Source organism: Candidatus Accumulibacter meliphilus (assembly GCF_036625345.1).
GTDB lineage: Bacteria > Pseudomonadota > Gammaproteobacteria > Burkholderiales > Rhodocyclaceae > Accumulibacter > Accumulibacter meliphilus.
On record NZ_JAZKTZ010000011.1, the window covers coordinates 156,598 to 177,540 of the forward strand.

A 20,943-nucleotide genomic window follows, 5' to 3' on the forward strand; every position below is an offset into this window, starting at 1 on the left:
TGCTGGCGACAATGCCGCTGTCGCTGAGCAGCAGGCGAACGCCATCGGTGAAAACAATCTCGCGCACTTCGCCATCGCCGATGTGGTAGCGCGTGCCGTCGGGAGCGACCAGAACGTAGTCGGTGCCGACTGGCGTTGGCCGGGTTGTAGCCCTGGCCGGTGAGCAGGTCGAAATAGCTGGACCCGGCGCGCTGCAGCGGCGTCGCTGGCGCCTCCAGCGACCAGCCGCTGCCATTGGCAGCGAAGGCCGGCAGGTACCAGGTCTGACCCGGAATCGAGTGCTTTTGCGGGGCGAAGCTGAAAGCCATGCGCTGGCCATCTGGCAGCGTCAGGAAGACCCGCTGACCATCGGCAAAAGTGCCGAGCACGCCAGCCGTCTCGCGACCGGTCAGCGACACGTCGGTTTGCAGATCGACGTCCCGGAAGGCCAGCCGCCAACCCTCGCCGAAGCTGCCCGGAATCGAGCGCGCCAGCGAATCGTAGCTGCGTGCGAAGGCCAGATCGTGGCCGCCGACGGTAAGCACGAAGTCGGTCTCCGAGCGCAGCAGCTGCGGCTGCTTGCTCGCCGCATCGACCTCGATCGCGATGCTCGCTTCGCCGCGTCGGCCGGCCAGGTCGACGACCCGCAGGCGCAGCGAATAAAAGCCATTGGCCAGGCCGCTCGGGTCGAGCTGCGCGAAAGCGGCGGCATTGACCGCGCCGTCGCCGCTGGCCAGCAAGGAGTAGTGTTCCTCTCCGTAACGGGCGATTTCCAGGGTCCACGAGTCGACGTTGTCGTCGCCGGTGCTGCCGATCAGCGCCGTCGTCGCAGTGATCCGGGCAAACGCCAGCTGACTGGCGAAGGACGGCGTCGGCGCGCTCTTGTCGAGCGGATCGCGGACGCGGATGACCGACGTGCTGCTGCCGACGAAACCGTCTACATCGGTGGCCTCGGCGCGCAGGGCGATCTTGCCGACCGTGGTGGTGGTCAGCAGCGCTCGTCCATCCTGGTCGAGCGCACTTCGACGCCATCGGCGTAGAGGCGCAGATGGGCGATCGCGCCAAAGCTCTCGGCGATCACGTGCACCAACACCTGCTGGCCTGGTATGACCGGGAAGCTCGGTGTGTTCTCGATGATCACGTTCGCTGTCGGCGCTGTCAGCGCGGCCCGGATCAGCAGCGGCAGCGTCGTGCTGGCGAGACCATCCGAGACCTGCGCCATGATCAGGTAGTCGCCCGCCTGGCCGGCGCCGGGTGTCCATTGCAGCAAGCCGGTCGCCGCGTCGAGCGTCGCTCCGTCGGGCAGACCACTCGCGCTGTAGCTGAGCTGGGAGTTCTGATCGGCGTCCTGTCCGACGATCTGGAAGGCCAGTGGCCGACCGAGCAGCGCCGCGTGATTGGAGACGCTCAACTGCGGTGCCCGGTTGACGTTGGCGATCGCCACGCTGACCGTCGTCTCGCTGCTCGCGCCCTGCGGGTCACGCGCCGAGAAGCTGAAGCTGTAGTCACCCGCCTGCTCGTAACTCGGCGTCCAGCGGAACTCACCTGTGCGCGCGTCGAAGCGCGAACCCGCGGGCAACGGCGTCAAGGCGCTGAACACCACCGGGTCGCCGTCGACGTCGCCGACGCTCAGCTGGAACTGCAGCTGCGCACCCTCGCGGCCGCTCTGCGGCAGCAGGGCAACGACGATCGGCGCCTGATTGCTGTTCTGAACCGTGAGACGCACGCTCTCTGCACTCTCGGCGCTGCCGTCGCTGACCGAGAAGCGCACATCCGGGTAGTCGCCGGCGCTGAAGAGGTGCGGCGTCCAGTTGAGGACGCCATTGACAGTATCGAAACCGGCACCCGCCGGCAGATTGCTGACCGCGTAGCTGAGCACATCGCCATCGGCGTCGATGGCTGCCAGCTGCAGGCGGAACGCCTGACCCTCGAGCAGCGTCAGGTCGCCGACCGGCGCCAGGAGCGGCGCGCTGTTGGCGTTGCGAACCTTGATGCGCACCACCTGCGAGACTTTGTTCGGTGCCGTCGCGCCCTTGTTGCCGTTGTCGCTGACTTCGAAACGCACGTCGAAGCTCTGACCGAGGCTGGCCGCGGTCGGCGTCCATTCGACCAGCGCCCGGCCGTAGGTCGGCTGCGGCGTGAGGGTCATTCCGGCCGGAGCGTTGAGCATTGCAAAAGCGAGCGCATCCTGATCGAGATCGCGGGCGTCGATGGTGAAACTCAGGCGCTGGCCGACCAGCGCCAGCTTGTCGCCGAGCGGTGCCAGCAGCGGCGATTCGGAGGCGGACAGCGCGCTGAGGATGAAGCGCCGGGTAAACGACTGCGCCAGCAGCGCGCCGCCGCCGTCGCCGTCATCGGTCGCGGTGAGCGCGATCTCGTAGTCGCCGCGGTCGCCGGAGTGCGGTGCGAAAACGAATTTGCCGCTGCCGTCGCCGTGGTCGACAAAACTCGCGAAAGCCGGCAAGCCACTGACGGTAAGCTGCAGCGGATTGCCATCGGCGTCGCTGGCGCTCACCGGCAGTTCGAAGACGCTGTCGCGTTGCACGCTCTGCGGCAGGATCTCGGCGATTTCCGGCGCGCGGTTGGCATTGCGGATGCTGATCGGCACGACAATCTCGGAAGTCAGCGGCACGCCGCTGCCGTCCCCGTCGTCGGTTGCCGTAAAGCGCACGCTGTAGTCGCCGGCCTGGCTGAAGTCGGGCGTCCAGTTGAATAGTGCCGTCACCGGATCGAAGCTGGCGCCAGCGGGCAGACCGCTGACGACGTAAGTCACCGTTGCCTCGGAACCTTCCTGCAGGGTGAGCGTGCCGCTGCTCTGGCGATCCTGCGGGATGAAGCCGGGATTGTCGGCATCGAAAGCGAAGGCGCGGAAGCTCAGCACCTGTCCCTCGAAGCTGATCCACGACCCGAGTTCGTCGAAACGCGGTGCGGCGTTGACGTTCAGGACATGCACGCGCAACTCGGTTTCGGTCGATTTGGCGCCGTCGCTGGCGCCGAGCTTGAGCAGATAATCGCCGGCCTGCGTGAAGCCGGATGTCCATTCGAAGACGCCGGTATGCGGATCGAGGAACGCACCGACCGGCAGGATGTTGGCGAAGAAGGCCAGCTGCTGCCCGTCCACGTCGGAAGCCTGCAGCTGCAGGCGCAGCGAATCGCCTTCGCGGATCGTCCGCTCGGCCAGCGGCTTGACTTCGGGCGGCGCGTTGTCGGGTTTGATCAGCAGCGTGAACGAGCGGGTCACCGAGGTCTTGCCGTCGCTGACCACCAGCTCGACGTTGTGATAGGTGCCGGCGGACTGGTAATCGGGCGTCCACAGCAGGGCCTTGAGTTCGGGATCGAAAACGGCTCCCGGCGGCAGATTGTTGGCGAAATACTGCAGGAAGTCTTCGTCGGGTCCTGTGCCGACAGACCGACCAGCAGCGACTGGCCTTCCTGGCCCTCGATCTCGCCCGGCAGTTCGGAAACCACCGGCGGACGATTGGCGCCGGCGACTTCGATGACAAAGGCCTGGGTGTCGAAACCGCCACGCGTATCGTAGACCCGCAACAGCACTGAAGCAGTGGCCGGACTGAGCGCCGTCGGCAGCCAGCTGAGGACGCCGCTGTGGCTATCGAGCTGCAGGCCCTCCGGCCCATCGAGCAGCAGGTAGGCCAGCGCGCTGCCGTCGGGGTCGACGGCCAGTGCCTGGTAGCTGTAGGCCTGGCCAGCAGCAGCGACGCTCAGCGGCGTCGAGGTGAAGCTCGGCCGCTGGTTCGCATAGGGCACGGCGTAGATGCCGTGGCCAATACCGATCTGTTGCGCCGCGCCGTTGCTGATCGAGACGCTGAAAGTGGCCAGCGACGCACCGGCCTGCAGCTTGCCGTTCGGCAGTTTGCCGGAAAGGTCGATGTACCAGAGGCTGCCGGCGCCCTGCGGGGCGACGCCGCCGAGCGGCCGGCCCTGGAAGTAGCGCGCCGGGTCGATGATCAGCGACGCCGGCAGGAGCAGGTCGTAGTCGGCTTCGTTGGTGACCGTGACGTCGTAGGAAACGATGCCGCTACCGCGGTCGCTGCGCACACGATCGAAGTCCAGGCGGACCACCGACGAGAAGTCCTGTGCGGCGACGAAGCTCGAGATGAAGGCCGAGCCGAGCGCCATACCGGCGCTGCTGCCGACGCTGCCGAGGACGCGCAGGTCGTAGAGGTCGGCTTCCAGGTCGCTGACGGTCAGGGTGACGGTACGCGCCGGCGCGTCGTAGCTGACGCCGCTGATCGTCGCCAGGCCGCCGTTCTGACGCACCACCTGGTAGTTCAGCGGATTGAGCACCGAAGCCGAAGCCGACGCCGGCCCGGCAAACATGTCCTGGTCGAAAGTGATCGTCAGTTCGCTCAGCGGCAGCAACACCACCGCCCGGTTGGGCGGATTGGTGGCCAGCACCTGCGGCGCGACGATCGGACTGATCACATCGACCTGCTGCGACTGGCCGAGCAGGATGCGGCCGTCGCTGGTCGCCACCACCGCCTCGCCGCGCGAGCCGCCGCGAGCGATCTCGACGCTGTGTAGCGTCGTCAAGTCGACCATGGTCAGCGCCGAGCCGACTTCACCATGCGTCGCGTTGCTCGAAACGAAAAGCAGCCCCGCCAGATCCGTGCCGGCGCGACCGAACGCCAGCGAGTCGACTTCGCCGTCGAGACGCACCATGACCGTCGCGCGACCGCGCTTGTCGAAACTGACGACGTCGCCACGCGCCGGCCAGGAGGTCGCCCACAGCGTCTCGTCGGCAGCGAAAGCGAGGTCGTCGACGCGCAGGTCGCTGAAATGCCGGAAGTTGCCGCTGCTCGGGTCGAAAATCTCGATCCCGTCGCCCGACGACACGTAGATCTCGCCGGTCGACGGCTTGATCGCCAGCGCCTGCGTAATACCCGTGCCGAAGCGCGCCAGGATTTCGCCGCTGTCGGCGTTCAGGCGCAGCAAGGCGCCACCGCCGGTGGTCGCCCACAGCTGTCCCTGCTCGTCCAGCGCCAGGTCGAAAATTGGTTCGTCGAGTTCGACGAAAGGCTGCAGCGCACGACCGCCATCGTGCGCGATGCGATACAGCCAGCCGCGGTTCGGACCGCCACTGATGATCGTCGAACCGTCGGGCATCTCGACGATCGCCAGCGGACCGATCGCCGCGTGGCTCTCGACGAAATCGGTGGCGTAGGACTGCGCGGTGAACGGGCGCAGGATCTCGGTGAACTCGGGCAGCTTGGCCAGCGGCGTCGCCGCCGGAATCTGCTGCTGTGCGGCGACGAACAAGGGATTGGTCGGCGGCAGCACTGGCGCCAAGGGCGGCGGCAGATCCTGCGAAGTCTGGCCGAAGCTCGGCAGACCGCCGAGATTGGCGCCGGAGCCGTCATCCGGCGCCTGCACGCCACCCGGGGCCGCTTCGCGATTGCCGGCCAGATCCGTCGCCAGGGCGAGGAATTCGTAACGATGCCCGGCTTCGCCGGAGTAGATGTCGAAGCTGTCGCTGGTCTGCCGCTTCCAGATCCGGAAATCGCCACCATCTTTGGCGACATAGACCGTGACGTGGGCGACGCCCGCACCGCCGTCTTCGTCGACGGCCGTCCAGCGCACTTCGTAGTCGGAACCACCGGCCTGTACAGCTGTGGCGGTGAGCGTCGTCAGCGGCGCGCCGGTGTCGAGCGTCTGCACCAGCTCCTGCGTCTCCTGTGGTGCAATGGCGTTGAAGCGCACCACCGCCCGCGCCTTGACCAGCGTTCCCGAGGCCAGTCCGTCCTTCGCCTGGACCGTGTAGCCGAGCTGGCCGACGCCGCGACCGTCGGCGGCGTTGGGCAATAGCAGGCCGCGCGTGGCGTCCACCAGCACCTCGCCGGTCTCCGGGTCGATGGCCTGGAAAACCCAGGAAGCGGTATTCGTGCTCGGGTCGATCCCCGCCGAGACGCGCAGGATGAAGCCCTTTGCATTGCGCAGGTCGAAGTCGCCCTGGAACAGCGCGCGGCCGGTCGGAATGTGCACCGTCAGGTCGGCGAGCTTGATGTCGCCGAGGCGGAAGGTACTCGGATCGAGCGCCGGATCGAGTTCGCTGACGACGCGGATTTCGGTTACCGAAGTCGCTGCCGCCGACGGGTTCTCGAACTTGATGGTATAGGGCAGCGCCTGCCCGACGGGCAGGAACTGATCGACGCCATAAGCCTGCGGACCGGCGATCGACGCCAGCTGGCCGTCGCCGATCGCCTGCTCGTAGAGACGCGAGAAATCGAGCGCGGTCAGCTCGTTGGACGCCGCGACCGAGGCGTAGTCGGGCAAGGCAATCGTTGCCGCCGACGCGCCATCCTTGTCGAAGCCGACGTAGGGAACGAAGATGTTGAAAGTCTGGAAGTAGGTCGGATGCGACAGACCGAGATCGTAGTCGTCGAATACCGGCAGGGCCGGCACGGGAATTCCCCCTTCCAGGCAATCGCTCTCGCGCGCCTCGTAGTGGTCGATGGCGGCCTTGGTGCCCGGCTCGTCACCGTACCATTCCTTGATCTTGGCGAAGAAATCGGCGAGGTCGGCAGTGGTCCGGATTTGCTCACCGGCCGGGCCGATCAGGATCCCGGTCGCCAGCGTGCTCATCAGGCTCATCACCTTGATGTCCTGGCGGATCGGCGGCGCTTCGTCGACCGGACGCAGGATACCGACCTCTTCGAGCGCCGCCAGGTAGGCCTGGCTCCAGGTCGTGGCGTCGGCGGCGAGGACGCGCAGCGCGATCGCCGCGCGCTTTTCGGCGAGCGACGTATCGTCGATACGCGTGTCTGCGATCTGCGCGTCGAGATCGGCGTCGGCAAGGATCGCCGCGCGCAACGTGAGCGCTTCGGCGGTCTGGTCGGCGATGAACTCGTCACGGGTCATTGCCGTCGCCGCGCCGACGACGTTGAAGCGGTAGGGGATGAAGGGGATCACGCACTTGTCGGGCAAACCTTCTTCCGAGCCGGCCAGCAGCCACAGCTCCCAGAACTCGGGCAGCACCGTGATCATCGCCTGCGGACCGCCGGCGAGCGCCTGGATCGGCTCCAGATCGGGGTACATTTCGTACAGGCCAACGCGCAACGCGTCCCAGTTGAGTGTCGACAGCGCTTTCAGCAGCGGGTAGGTCTGGACATTGAAAGTGGCACCGACGTAACCGCCGGCGATGACGTCATAGGCGTAGCCCGATGAGAGGATCTGGCCGTTGCTGTTGGTCGCCGAATCGAGGCTGGCCCACGGCACGTCCTCGCCACCGCTCTCGGGCTGGCCACGCAGGTTGTTGTAATACTTGAGGAAGGGGAGATCGTAGACGAAGCTGTTGACGCCCATCTCGGGAACACCGAAGCTGAAGCGGACGTACGGCGTGTCGACGTTGGTCAGGCTTTGCAGCGCGACGCCGTAGGTGCCGGTCTCGCCGGCAGCGAGGACGCGCGGACCGCCCAGCCCAATGGTCACGTCGGTCTCCAGCGCGCGCTCGATCAGGAAACGGTAGGCGACGACCGCCTGCTGGCCATCCGGATTGATGACCTTGAGGTCGTAGAGGCCGAGCGGCGCGTCGCGGAAATCGAAGGTGGCGCGGATCCAGGTCGAATCGATGACCTCCCACTTGACCGGCTCGTACTCGGCGACTCGCGGGCGCACCAGTTTGAGGATCGCGTTGTCGGCGAACTTGGCGCCGCGCACGTCGATCGTCACCCAGCGGCTGTCGCCGCCCTGGTCGACCTGCACGCCGGTGATCGCGAAAGGCACCACCTCGGCGAGCAGCTTGACCTGCGCGTTCTCTTTCGGTTCGCTGTGGCCACGAATCAGGACGTAGTAATCGCCCGGCCTGGTGAAGGGAATCACCGCCGTCTGATTGGCCTGCAGCGGATTCTCGTAGGTCGCGTCGTAGTTGAAGCCGTCGGGAACATCGCCGTAACGAACGAAGATCTCGTTGGCGGCGTCGTGGTCGACAGCGCTCAGGCTCAGCTTGAGCGTCTCGCCCTGGCCGACGGTGAGCTTGTAGACCCGGCTCTGGCCGGTGGACAAAGTGGTGCTCAAGGCGACGCCCAGATGCAGTTCGTCGACGGCGATGCTCAGCGCGTTGGCCGAGGTGCTGAAGTTGTTGGCTTCGCCCGCCGAGCGGTAAGGCCCTTCGAAAACTTCGTTGTAGATGTCGGGGCGAACGATGACGCGATACTGGCCGATCTTGATCGGCGGCACCAGCGCCTCCAGGGTCGCCGTGTAGCTGTCGTTCTCGGCGAGCACGCCACTGTGTGCGAGCTTGCCGAGCAGGCGGTCGCCGATGTCCCAGAGGTTATCGTCGGAGAGATAGACGGCGTCGGTCCAGGCAGCCGAAGTGGCATTGCTGCTGTGGTTGGCAACGGTCCACTCGACACGCAGCGTTTCGCCGGCCGCGCCGGCGCCGGCAAAAGTGATCGCGTCGACCTGGACGTCGGCCGGCGGCGGCACTTCGAAGATCGACGGTGGCGCATTCGGCGTCGCGTTGTTGCGCTCGAAGCCACCTTCGAAAACCTTGCCGCGGCCACTTCCGCGCGCCGGATCGGTGACCACGAAGACGTAGTAGGCGCCGCTGATGTCGAGCGGCGCGCGCAGCGTCCTGCTGACCGTGTAACTGTCGCCCTGCGCCAGGCCGCCGCGGTGCTCGACGGTCAGCAGGTAGCGATCGCTGTCGAGGTCGAGCAGCGGGTCGCGTGAGAGGTAGATCAGGTCGTCCCAGCGTTCCTGCTCGGGCAGCGTGTCGGCGCCACCGAGGTTGCCGACGGTGTAGGTGACGGTGAAGTCGTTGCCAACGGTGATGTGGTTCGGCGCGCTGACCGCGGTGACCTGCAGGTCGGCAAGCGGCGCCGCCATCACCGGCAGTGGCGCAACGGTGATGTTGTTGCCCTCGCCGCGGAATTCCGGCACGGCGTCGTTGTTGGCGTCGATGCCGACGCCACGATACTCGGGAACGATGTTGCTGTTCCACCACGCCAGCCGACTGTCGGCTTCGGAATCGGTGAACGCCAGCAGGCTGAAAACGCCGGCGATGCCGTCGGGCAACTTCACGGTCGCCGTACCGGTATAGCTGTCGCCGGCGTTCAGTACGCCGTAATGGCGCGCCTCGGCGACCTGCAGGTCGAAGGTGTCGAGCGAATCGTCTTTGGACAGGAACAGCCGGTCCCACCAGCTGATCTCGCGGGTGTCGCGGTTGCCGATATTGGTCACCGTGTAATTGACGGTAACCGTGCCGCCCGACTGCCCGCCCAGCGGCGGCACCAGCAAGGAGGTGACTTTCAGATCGGGTTCGCGGTACGTGACCGGGATGCTGCCGACGCCGCGGTTGTTGTCCTGGCCGCCGACGCCCTCGTACGCCGATGTCGGGTAGTAGTCGTCGCGATAATAGGCGTTGACGCCGGCGTCGGCCTCACCGGCCGGATAGCGCGGGTCGTAGCGGTTGGCGTCGGTAATCACGTAGATATAGAAATTGCCGCCGATGCCGCGCGGCAGCGTGACCTCGGCGCTCTCGGTGTAGCTCGCTCCGGCCGCCAGACCGCCAGCATTATTGTGCACGAAAGTGCCGAGGCTGGTCGCCCGCTCGGGCAGGAAGACCGGGTCGGGCGACAGATAGACGCTGTCCAGCCAGTAGCGCGTGCCCTCCCAGACCGCTGCCCCGAAGTTCTTGACGGTCCAGCTGATGGTCGTCTTCTCACCCGAGAAGTTCTCGCCCGGCGCAGCGATGGTGAGCACCTGCAGGTCGGCCGGACTCGGCACGACGCCGGTGTCCTGCACGCGGGTGTTGTTCTCTTCGTCGGCCTCTACAACGTCGTAGGGCTTTCCCTTGTAGGGGTTGTAGTCGGTGTAGGCGATCAGGTACTGGCCGCTGGCCGCCGGGTTGAGCGCAAAGCTGGTGCTCTGGGTATAGCTGGCGCCGGGCGCGGCACCGCCGTCGTGCGCCACCGCGCCGAGATACCACTGCTTGGCACCGGCGGCGTTGAGGGTCGGCTTGTCGGACAGCCAGAAGACGTCGTTCCAGCTACCGGCGGCTTCCCCGGCACCGCGGTTGGCCACCGTCCAGGTGACGCTCAGCGCACTGCCGGTCGAGGCCAGCGGCGAAGCGGCGAGCGCGCTGATGTGCAGGTCCGGCGGCGGCGGCGCGAAGCCACCGATGACGTCGATCGCCCGTGCCTTGTAGTTGTTGTTGTCGAGCTCGTTGATGTCGTCCGGGTTGAGGTTGCTGGCCAGCGTATCCTCGAGGATGACATCGTAGGAATCGCTCCAGACGGTGATGTAGTAAGTGCCCGAGGCGACGTGCGCTGGCAGCGCGACCTGCGTGACGACGTCGTAGCTGCTGCCCACCGCCAGCGCGCCCTGGTGCTGCAGCGCGCCGAGCAGGATGGCGCTGTTGCCGCTGGCGTTGGGCCGCGTCTTGTCGCGCGACAGCCAGATGGTGTCGGTCCAGTTGGCTCCGGCAGTGGTGCCGCTACCGCGGTTGGCGACCGTGTAGCGGACCTCGATACTGGCGCCCTCGACGGCCTGCGCCGGCGCAACGACGCTGCCGGCGACCAGGTCGGCGAGCGGATACGGCTCGACGAAGAGCGGTACGGCGGCGATATTGTTGGCGTCGTTGGGATACTCGTCGACCGAACCGCTGCCGTCGGCCTGAACGATCAGAAACACGTCGCCACGGAAACGGATCGGGATCTGCAGGCTGCCGCTGTCGGTCGCGTACTGCTCGCCGGGGTTGAGCGCCGCACCATTGTCGTAAGAGCCGATCAGCAGGTCGTCGCCGCTGAGCTTGTTGTCGAGCGACAGGTAGACGCGGTCCTGCCAGCGCGGCGTCGTCGTCGGCACGCCGCCCTGGTTGATGATCGAGAAACGCAACGACACCGTCGCGCCGGCCGCGGCCCGCGCCGGCGCGACGACATTGGCCACCTGCAGGTCGGAGCGCGGCAACAGCGCGACCTGCAACACCTGGTCGTCGGCGGCACTGTTGTTGGCGGCAGCGCTGCCGTACTCGTACACCTGGCGGCTGGAATTGGTCAGCACGACCAGCTGATAAACACCTTCGGTGCGCGCCGGCAGGCGGAAGCGCTCGGTGCGGGTGTAGGAAATGCCGGCTTCGAGGCCGCCGGCATCGTAGGTGAAAGTGCCGAGGTAGATGCCGGGGTCGTTGGGCTGCCCAACTTTGCGCATCGAAACGACGTCGGTCCACGCGCCATCGGCCTTGGCCAGTCCGTTGTTGGTGACCGTCCAGCGAACGTCGATGGTGTCGCCTTCGGAGGCCGTCTCCGGCGTCACGATGTCGGTCACCTGCAGGTCCGGCGAGTCCGACAGGATGACCTCGAGCGGCCCGGCGACGCGGCTGTTGTTGTCGGTGTACACAAACTCGAAGGGGCCGGAGCTGCGCACGCGCACGTAGTAGTTGCCCGACAGTCCGTTGGGAATCGTCACTTCCTGCGTGCGGCTGTAGCTATCGCCGGCAGCGAGCACGCCGAGGTGCGTGAACGTGCCGAGCACGGCAAGCACCTGCGTGCCGGCGGCATCCGAAGTGAGGACCAGTTCGTCGTTCCAGCCCGGGATGTCGGTCGGGCCGATGCCGACGTTGCTGACCTGCCAGGAGACCTCGACGCCGCGACCCGAACGGGCGGTCGCCGGCACGCTCGCCTGGCTGACCACCAGGTCGGCGTTGGGAATGCGCATGACGTCGAAAATGCGCGCCGCTTCAGCGGCATTGTCGGTCTCGAGACCGTTCTCGAAGACCTGGTTGGCGGCATCGCTGCGCACAAAGAAATGGTAGCGCCCCTGGAAGTACGCCGGCAGCAGGAAAGTCTCGGAGCGCGTGTAGCTGGCGCCGACAGCGAGCCCACCGAGGTGCTCGTAGCTGGCAAGGACGCGGTCGTCGCCATTGCCGACGATGCTATCGGTGGACACCAGCAGGGTATCGGTCCACTGCGTCGTCTGGCCGACACCGGTGCCGTCGTTGCCGACCGTCCAGCTGACGGTGATCCGTGCCGGGTCGCCGACCACCACCTCGGGTGCCGGCGCATAGGGCACGCCGGCTTCGGCGCTGACGGCGCTGACGACCAGGTTGGCGTAGGGCGCCAGCGCCGCGGCGAAAGGCGTCGAACCGACGTTGTTGTTTTCGGCACCGACCTCGTGCACCTGCCCGAGTGCGTCGCCGACCAACAGCAGGAAGTAGTCGCCGCTGGCCGCCAGCGGCAAATTGACCTGCAGTTGCGCGTCGTAGCTGGCGCCGGTGGCGAGTAGCCCGCCATGCGCCAGTTCGCCGAGCAGGGTGTCGTCGGCACCAAGCGTCGCATCGCGCGACAGGTAGAGGCGATCGGTCCACGCGCCGAGCGCGTCGCTGCTGCCGGCGTTGCGCATCTGCCAGGCGACGACGATGGCCTCGCTGGACAGCGCGCCGGCCGGCGCGCTCACCAACACCGGCCGCAGATCCGGATGCACGACGCCCAGAGTCGCCGTCGAAACGCTGCTGTTGTTGCCCTCCTGGCTGCCTTCGAAAACCGTATCGCCGACATCGCTGCTGACGACAATGAAATAATCGCCGTCGGCGACGTCGGGCAGCGTGATCTCGGTGCTCGCCGTGTAGCTGGCCAGTGCCAACAGTTCGCCGCTGTGCGGCACGGTCGCCAGCAGACGCGCGCCGCCGAGACTGCCGTCGGCGCTGAGGTACACGCGGTCGCTCCAGCTGCCACGCGCGGCGCCGCTGCCGCTATTGGCGACGGTCCATGTAACGATCCGCGTCTGACCCGGAGCACCCGGCACCGGCACGACGATCTCGCTGACGCTCAGATCGGCGAGCGTCGGCGCCAGCACCTGCACCGCCGCATGGCTGGCAGTGACGTTGTTGTCCTCGAAAATGCTCTCGAAAACCTGGCTGGCAGCGTCGGTCTTGACCAGAATGTGGTAGTCGCCGGTGATCCCGAAAGGCAGGAAGACATTGCTCTGGCCGCTGTAGCTTTCAGCAGCGCCGAGCCCACCGCTGTGCAGGATCTGCGCCAGCAGCGTATCGCCAGCGTCGAGCGCGGCGTCGCTCGACAGGTAGATGCGGTCCTGCCATTGCGTCGCGTCGGTCGGCCGGTCGCCGGCATTGCGCACGCGCCAGCTGACCGGCGTCGCTTCACCGCTGCGCGCGCTGGCCGGCGCGGCGACGACCTCGACCTGCAGGTCGGCGTGCGGTGTCGACAGGTCGATCATCAACAGCGCGCTGTTGTTGGCGCGCGTGTCGGGCTCGCTGAGCTCGCCAAGCGCGTCGGCGACGACCGCCAGGCGGAAAGCGCCATCCAGGCGCTCGGGAACGAGCAGCTGCCGGCTCTGCTGATACGAGGCACCGGGCGCCAGCACACCATAGTGCCCGACGCTGGCCAGGGTCACGTCGTCGGCGTTGCCGATCACGTCGTCCCTGCTGAGCACGACGCGGTCGCTCCACAGCACGCCGCTGGCAATCGATCCCTGGTTGAGCACCGTCCACTCGAGCGTGATCGTCTCTCCGCCGCGGCCGCTGCTCGGTGCGCTCAAGCTGCCGACCGCGAGGTCGGCGTAGGCTCTGGCCGCCACGGTGAACGCCAGGCGGGCGCTGTTGTTGCTCTCGCCGCCGTCGCCGGCGGCGGTATATTCGACCAGGCTCCCCTGGCCGGCGGCGTTCTGGTCGACACGCACCTCGACTTCGATCTGGCCGCTGCCGCGCAGGCCCTCCGGCAACTGGAAGGTGTACGAACGCGCGACGCTGGCGTCGGGCGCCAGCGCGGCGTTGCCGATCAGCGCGATGTTGTAGGGCAGAGCGACGTCGAGCAGCGTTTCGCCGCTGCTCAGGTTGCGCACGATCAGGCGGTCGTGCCAGCTCGCCGGGGTGGCGATCAGGCCGTCGTTGCGGTCGTCCCAGAAGACGGTGACGCTATCGCCGGCAGTGGCCGTGAGTGCTTCGACACGCAACCGCTGGACGAGCAGATCGGGCGCCGAGGCGACGACCACAGTCGCCGCGTTGTTGGTCTCCGCGCTGTCGCTGGCGTTGCTCTCGAAAATCTCGCCATCGACGTCGGTGCTCACCAGGAATTCGAACTGGCCGCTGCCGACAGCGCCGGCCGGCCAGCTGAAGGTGAAGCGGCGGTCGATCGAGCCGCCGGCGGCGAGCGCGCCACCGACCGCCGGCAGATAGCGGCTGCTGGCGTTGAGCAGGATCGCGCCGGTACTCAGATTGCGCACCCTGAGGCGATCGTTCCAGGCGTCGTTGACGCCAACGCTGCCGCTGTTATTCACCCGCCAGCTGACGGTAAGGCTGCTACCCGCCGCCCAGCCGCTGCTCGGCGTCACGACGACGCTATCCACCTGCAGGTCGGGGTACGGAGTCGACGCGGCGAGCGCGTTCACGCTGGCAGCATTGTTCAGCTCGGCGACGCCGGGTTCGGCGACGACGTTGGTGACGTCGGCGGCGACTTCGAAACGCAAGTTGCCGGCACCGCTGTTGCCGCGCGGCAAGCTGACCGTCACCTGCCGGGCGCGACGCGCGCCGACGGCCAGCGGATCGGTCGCTGCGGCACCGAGGTCGCTGTAATCGACCAGCAGGTTGACGACCAACTCGCCGCCACGGTCCATGTTGCGCACCAGGAGGCGATCTTTCCACGGCGCATCGGCTGGCAAATTGCCGGTATTGCTCACTTCCCAGCCGACCAGCACCTGGCCACCGGCGGTGAGGCCGCCGCCGACCGGCGTCAGCACCAGATTCTCGACCTTGAGGTCGGCACCCGGAACGCTGCCGAGGCCGGAAAGGATGATTTTTTGCGCGACCGGCGACGGCGAGACGTTGAGCGTGTAGTTCGAGATGCCGCGCTCGTGGTAGCGCCCCTCGACGAGCAGCGTGTACAGGCCGTCGAATTCCAGTGTCGTTACGTCGACGTCATTGGTGTAGAAATGCGTCGGCCCCCACACCGTCTTGCCCCAGGGATCGAGCAAGCGCCATTCGGTGTAGTAGGCGCCGCTGAAGCTGACCCGGTCGAAGTAGAAACGATCGCCGGCGGCAGCGTTGAAGCGGAAGATATCGGTCGAATTGGCCGGATTGAGCTCGCTGCTGACCGGCGTACCCGGGGTGATCAGCTGCGCAGCGGCGAGGTCGAGCAGGCGCAAGGCGTAAGCGCCGGTTGCCTCGCCGCTAGCGTCGATGCTCAGCGTGTAATCGCCCGGCAGCAGTTCGAGCAGCGACAGCCCATGCACGCCGTCGGTGCTGCTGAAGGAGCGGTTCGCCACCTCGCTGCCGCGCGGACCGCTGAGACTCCACGAGAAATTGCCGTTGTTGGTCAGGACGTCGACGTAGACCTGCTTGGTCTCGCTGAGCGTGAAGGTATGCAGGCCGCGCTGGCCGACGCTGTCGATCGAGCCGGCGACCTCGCTGTCGAGCGTCATCGGTGTGACCTGGTCGACCACCGGCTGGACGTTGATGGTGTAAGTCGAAGTGGCCGCGTCCTCGTGGTAGCGACCTTCGACCAGCAAGGTGTAGCGACCGCTGCGCGGCAGTGTCGTGACATCGACATCATTACTGTACATGTGGGTGGGGCCCCACAGCGTGTTCCCCGCCGGGTCGAGCAACTGCCAGTCGGTGTAATAACCGCCGCTGAAGCTGACGCGATCGAAGTAGAAACGCTCGCCGGCGACGGCGTCGAACCAGTACACGTCGGTCTCGTTGCCGGGCGTCAGCGTCCGCTCGAGCAGCGGCGTGCCGGGGACGATCTGCGTCCCGGCCGCCAGGTCGAGCAGGCGGAAGGCGTAAGCGCCGGTGGCATCGCCACTGCCGTCGACGATCAGCGTGTAGCTGCCCGGCGCCAGATCCATGATCGAGCGCCCATTGGCGGCGTCGGTGGCGCTGAACAAGCGCCCGGAGACAAGGCTGCCGCGCGGCCCGCTCAAAGTCCAGCTGAGTTGGCTGGTGTTGGCAAGAACATCGAAGTAGACGCGTTTCGACTCGCTGCCGCCGATTTCGAAGCTGAAGCTGTCGACCTCGCCCGGCTTGCTCAGTTCGGCATCGACGCGGTCGCCGACGACGATCGGCGTGCTGACGCTGTTGTCCATCTTGCGCACGTTGATCGTGTAGTTCGACGCCGTATCCTCGTGATAGCGGCCCTCGAGCAGCAGGTAGTAGGTCCCCGAGTAGGGCAGCGTCGTCAGGTCGACGTCGTTGGTGTACATGTGCGTCGGCCCCCACAGCGGGCGGCCGAAGGGATCGATCAGCCGCCAGTCGGTGTAGTAGCCGCCGCTGAAGCTGACGCGATCGAAGTAGAATTGCTCGCCGGCAAGGGCATCAAAACGGTAGATGTCGGTCTCGTTGCCCGGGCTGAGCGTACCGCTGGTAGCGGTATCCGGGGTCAGCACTTCACCCTGAGCCATGTCCATCAGCTTGAAGCTGTAGGCGCCGGTGCTACCGAAAACGGACAACAGGTAGTCACCCGCTGTCAGGTCCAGCAGGGACAGGCCCTGGTAGCCATCCGAAGCGGTGAAGCTGCGGTCGGCAACGACGCTGCCGCGCGGACCGCTCAGACTCCAGCGCAGGCTGCTGTTGTTGGTCAGCGAGTCGAAGTAGGTGCGCGTAGCGTCGGTGACGCTGAAGCGGTAGCGGTCGATCTCGCCGCTGGCGGACAGCGTGCCGCTCACCGGCACGGTGCCCAGGGTCAGGAGCGTCAGGCTCTCGGCGGCACCGGCGACAACGGCGACGCGGATATTGTCGAGGTCGTTGTCGGCGCGCCAGCCGCCGTTGCGCGCACCGAAAGCCATGCGCCCGTCGTAGGCCTGCATGGCGCTGATGAAATAGTCCTCGACGACCGCCACTTCGCTGCCGGCATTGGGTGTCAGGTAGACGGAAACCTTGCTGCCGCCGGCGACCGCGGCAATGACAATGCGCGCGTGCTGGAAATTACCGCTGTCAAGACGGAAGCCGGCGACGTTGAACTCGGCGAGCTTGCTGCCGTTGAAATGCAGGGAGACGTGATTGTCGCTGAGCTCGCCGTTGTTCACCGGGTCGAAGCCGACGCCGAAGCTGCCGGCCAGATTTACCTCTTCGCCGAACTGCGGTGCCGGACCGCTGTTGCCCCAAACGTCCGCGTTCAACCAGGCGAAGCCGATGCCGTCACCCTGATTGCTGACTTTGCCGATGCGGAAGTCGAAATCGACGTTCACCGTCGCCGGAATCACGCCAACGCCGGCATTGTTGAAGGCAATCGTGTTGTAGCCGGTGACGCTGCCGGGGAGCAGGCGCAGGAAGTTGCCCGACGGCCCGCCGGGGATCACCACCGGCGCCGACTTGCTGAAGCTGGCGGCTACCCACGGCAGGCCGTCGGCGTCGAAATCCTGACTGCTGTGACCGCCGCTATTCGGCAAGGCGGTGTCGGCTATCCGGAAACTGTAGTCGACGGCCTTGCTCTCGCTGACCCGCCCTTCGAGCAGCAGGTAGTAGGTGCCGGTGAAAGGCATGGTGGACAGCAGGTCATCAGTGGCGCTGGGGCCAGATACCACCCCGTGATCGGGACTGATGAGCCGCCAGTACGGGCTGTTTGCGCTCTCGCTGAGCAGCTCGAAATTAAAACGGTCGCGGGCGCTGGCAGCGAAGCGGAACAGGTGCGTCGCGTTGCCGGGGCTCAGGCTGTCGGTGACCGTATCGCCGACGTCGATGAGCGTGGCCGCAGCCAGGTCCACCAGTCGGAAGCCGTAAGCGCCGGTCGTGGCATCCTTGCCGCCTACGATCAGGGTGTAATCGCCGGCCTCCAGGCTGAGCACCGGCTTGCTTTTGTAATCGTTGGAGTCGCTGTCGGCGAACTGCCGGGCCGACACCACCAGGCCGCGCGGACCACTGAGTGTCCAGGTGAAGTCGGTGCTGTTGGTGAGGGAATCGAAATACAGCGCACTACCGGCCTCCAGGCGGAAGTGGTAGTAGTCCTGCTGGGCCGCGTGCTCGATACTGCCGCTGACCGCGGCGCCCAGGGTCAGACTGGCCACATCATCAGCCACGGGCTGGACATTGAATGAGTAGGAGGCATTACCGGCGACATTGCGCCGGCCTTCCATCAGCAAGGTATAAATGCCGTCGTAGGCCAGCGTAATCAGGCCGGCGTCGGCATTGAAGTTACTGGCGCCCCAAACGGTCCGGCCCCAGGGGTCGAGCAGGCGCCAATAGATATCGCCGGCCCCCTCGCTGATGCGCTCGAAGAAATAGCGCTCACCGGCATTGGCGGTGAACTGATAGGCGTCAGTCTGGTTGGCCGGGGTCAGGCTGCCGCTGACCGGAGTGCCGGGGGCGAGGACGCTGGCAGCGGCCAGATCGAGCAGGCGAAAACGGAATTCGCCGGTGTAGTCCTGATAGCCGGCGATGCTGAGCTGGTAGTCGCCGGCCGGCAAATCGAACAAGGACAGAGCGTCGACGGAATCGCTCTGCTGAAAGTGACGGCCGCTGACCAAGGTACCGCGGGGACCGGTGAGGCTCCAGCGCACATTGGAGCTATCGGTCATGGCGTCGAAGTAGACGCGCGTGCTGGCTTCACCGAGGGTGAAGGTGTAGTTGACCAGCTGCCCGACATGTTCGATGGCCCCCACGATGACCGGGGCAGTGGCTTCGCTCAGGCTGACGACATGACCGTGGCCAGTAGCATCGGCAGCGCTGTTGCCGACGCCCTCGTCAGCCTTGATGTAAGCCACCAGGCCGGCGGCGTTGCCGACCAGCGGGGCATTCATCGAAGCCAGGATCTCGGCGTCGCTACGCGCCAGGTTCCAGACCCGGATGTCGTCCATGCTACCCACCAGGCTGGCGTAGCTGCTGCCAGGCTCCAGCGCGCTACCCAGGTACAGGGGATTGCTGTTGCTGCTGGCCGGATTCTTGCGGATATTGGTGGCGCTCTTCTGCAACACGCCATCCACCAGGATGCGTACCGTTCCGGCAGTGCGGTCCATGACCGCCGCGATGTGATGCCACTGCCCGGTGGTGATCAGGCCGCTGTCGGTCTGGGTGGACTGCTTACTGCCGTCACCGGTATCGAAAGCGACGCTACCGTTGGAGTGCAGCCAGAGGCTATAGCTACGCTCGCCAGGGTTCTCCGGGTTGCCCTTGTAGAAAAGCGTGGTCCAGGTATTGTCGAAACGGTCCACCTTTACCCAGGTCTCCAGGGTCAGGGTATCGGTCAGATCAAGAGCCGCAGCATGGTCGATCTGGGCCGACTGCAGACCGTTGAAGTGCAGCGCGCCGGCAAACTGGCCATTGGCCCAGGGCGCTGGCATGCCGTACACGCCGTCCAGCGTGATGGCCTGGGTCAGGTCCCGGACCTGCTGCACCCGGAAACTGAAGTTGCTGCTACCGCTGCCACCATCCCGGCGGCCCTCGACGAGCAGCGTGTAGACGCCGGCAAACGGCAGGGTCTGCAAGCGCACGTCGTCCGAGGGCAGGTAGTTGGGTCCCCACAGGTTGCGACCCCAGGGGTCCAGCAGGCGCCAGTAAGGATAGCCGCCGCTGGCCGAGACCTCGTCGAAGTACAGGCGCTCGCCCGCCTCGGCGGTGAAGCGGTAGGCGGTGGTGGCCGTGGCCGGCGTATGCTGACCGTTGACCACGGTATTGAAGTCCAGCTCCAGGGCGCCGGCGAGGTCGAGCAGACGGAAACCATAGTCGCCGCTGGTGTCGCCGACCCCGTCGACACGCAGCGTGTAGTCGCCGGCTACCAGGTCGAAGACGCTCAGTCCGTTCTGCGAATCGCTGCTCTGGAAGGGACGATCGGAAACCAGCGTGCCACGCGGGCCGCTCAGGGTCCAGCGCAGATTGTTGTTGTCGGTCAGCGAATCAAAATACAGGCGCGTCGTATCGGCAAGCGTGAAGCGGTAGTAATCCTGCTGACCAAAATCGATGCGTCCGGCGACGACGCCGGGCACGCTCGACCAGGGATGAACGATCTGTCCCGCATTGCCGCGACCGCTGCTGTCGACGAGAATCGTGCCGTTGCTCTCGTCGGCTTTGAGGTACATGCGCAGCCCGGCCTCGTCGCCGACCAGCGTGCGGTCCTTGTTGTCGGCGATCTGCTGTGCGCTGCGCACGCTGTTCCACAGGCGGATATCGTCCACCGCGCCCTGGAACACCGGGTAATTCTCCAGGCTGCTGCCGATCAGCAGCGGATTGGTATTGGAACTCGCGGCGGTCTTGGCGAGAGCGCCGCTGGCGGCCTCGACGCCGTCCAGGTAGATCTTCATCACCCCGCTCGCAGTGTCGCGATCGAGCACCACGGCAACGTGCTGCCACTGACCGGTGACCACGCTGCCGGCGGCAGTGTTGATGTTGGTGTTGGAATTGTTGCCGGTCGTCAGGTGCAGGTAACCCGCGGAATTGAGCCACAGGGTGTAGGTCCGCTGGTTGCTGTTGCCGTTGCCCTTGTAGAACAGCGGCTGCCAGGTGCTGGCGTAGGCGTCGACCTTGAACCAGGCTTCAAGCGTCAGCGAGCCGGTCAGATCAATGTCGCCATTACTGGCCACCTGTGCGTAGCGCAAGCCGTTGACATTCAGGGCGCCACCGAGCTGACCATCGGTACTGAACTGGTCGAGACCGTGGCTGACGCCGGGGACGATGTCGACAATGTCGTCGGTGATCTCCAGCAGCTTGAAGCTGTAGTCGATCTTGGCGCTGTATTGCGTCTGCCAGATGCGGCCCTCGATGATCAGCGTGTAGGTGCCGCTTTCGCCGAGCGTGAAGATGTCGACGTCGTTCAGGTTGCTGGGGCCGAAGACCTGCCGACCGTAGGGATCGAACAGGCGCCAGGTCAGGCGGTCGGCACTGCTGCTCAGCTGCTGGCGGTCGAGGTAGTAGCGCGTACCGGCCGTGGCGTCAAAGCGAAAAACGGCGGTTTCGTTGGCCGGGTCGAGCTGACCACTGACGACGCTGTTGCTGGTAAACGCGGTCGCCGCGGCAAGGTCGAGGAGCCGGAAGCTGAAATCGCCGGTCTGATCGCCCTGCGGGTCGAG

Annotated in this window: 4 protein-coding genes and 1 pseudogene; 2 read left to right on the forward strand and 3 right to left on the reverse strand. The window is 66.1% G+C overall.

Annotated elements, in window-relative coordinates; translation table 11 throughout:
- Positions 1-122: 122 nt before the first annotated feature.
- Entirely contained in the window at positions 123-1,019 is an 897-nt protein-coding gene (locus V5B40_RS20350) for a hypothetical protein (protein WP_332356216.1), read from the forward strand.
- Here V5B40_RS20350 and V5B40_RS25330 read toward each other — a convergent pair.
- The 3 genes and pseudogenes from V5B40_RS25330 to V5B40_RS20360 all read right to left on the reverse strand — a co-directional run bounded on the left by V5B40_RS25330 (position 968) and on the right by V5B40_RS20360 (position 20,472).
- Complete coding sequence (locus tag V5B40_RS25330) at positions 968-2,149, reverse strand: putative Ig domain-containing protein (RefSeq protein WP_434735892.1); 1,182 nt, start codon at positions 2,147-2,149, stop codon at positions 968-970. The two genes, V5B40_RS20350 and V5B40_RS25330, sit on opposite strands and share 52 nt — an antisense overlap.
- Before the next feature lie 474 nt (positions 2,150-2,623).
- Positions 2,624-3,310, reverse strand: a pseudogene (locus V5B40_RS25335) (putative Ig domain-containing protein); the annotation flags it as partial.
- The gene (locus tag V5B40_RS20360; RefSeq protein ID WP_332356218.1) at positions 3,217-20,472 is read right to left on the reverse strand and encodes a CARDB domain-containing protein; all 17,256 of its coding nucleotides are present in this window, start codon (positions 20,470-20,472) and stop codon (positions 3,217-3,219) included. The gene V5B40_RS20360 and the pseudogene V5B40_RS25335, both read right to left, overlap by 94 nt.
- Before the next feature lie 57 nt (positions 20,473-20,529).
- Here V5B40_RS20360 and V5B40_RS20365 point away from each other — a divergent pair.
- The coding region (locus V5B40_RS20365; RefSeq protein WP_332356219.1) for a hypothetical protein at positions 20,530-20,943 on the forward strand (414 nt) is incomplete at its 3' end.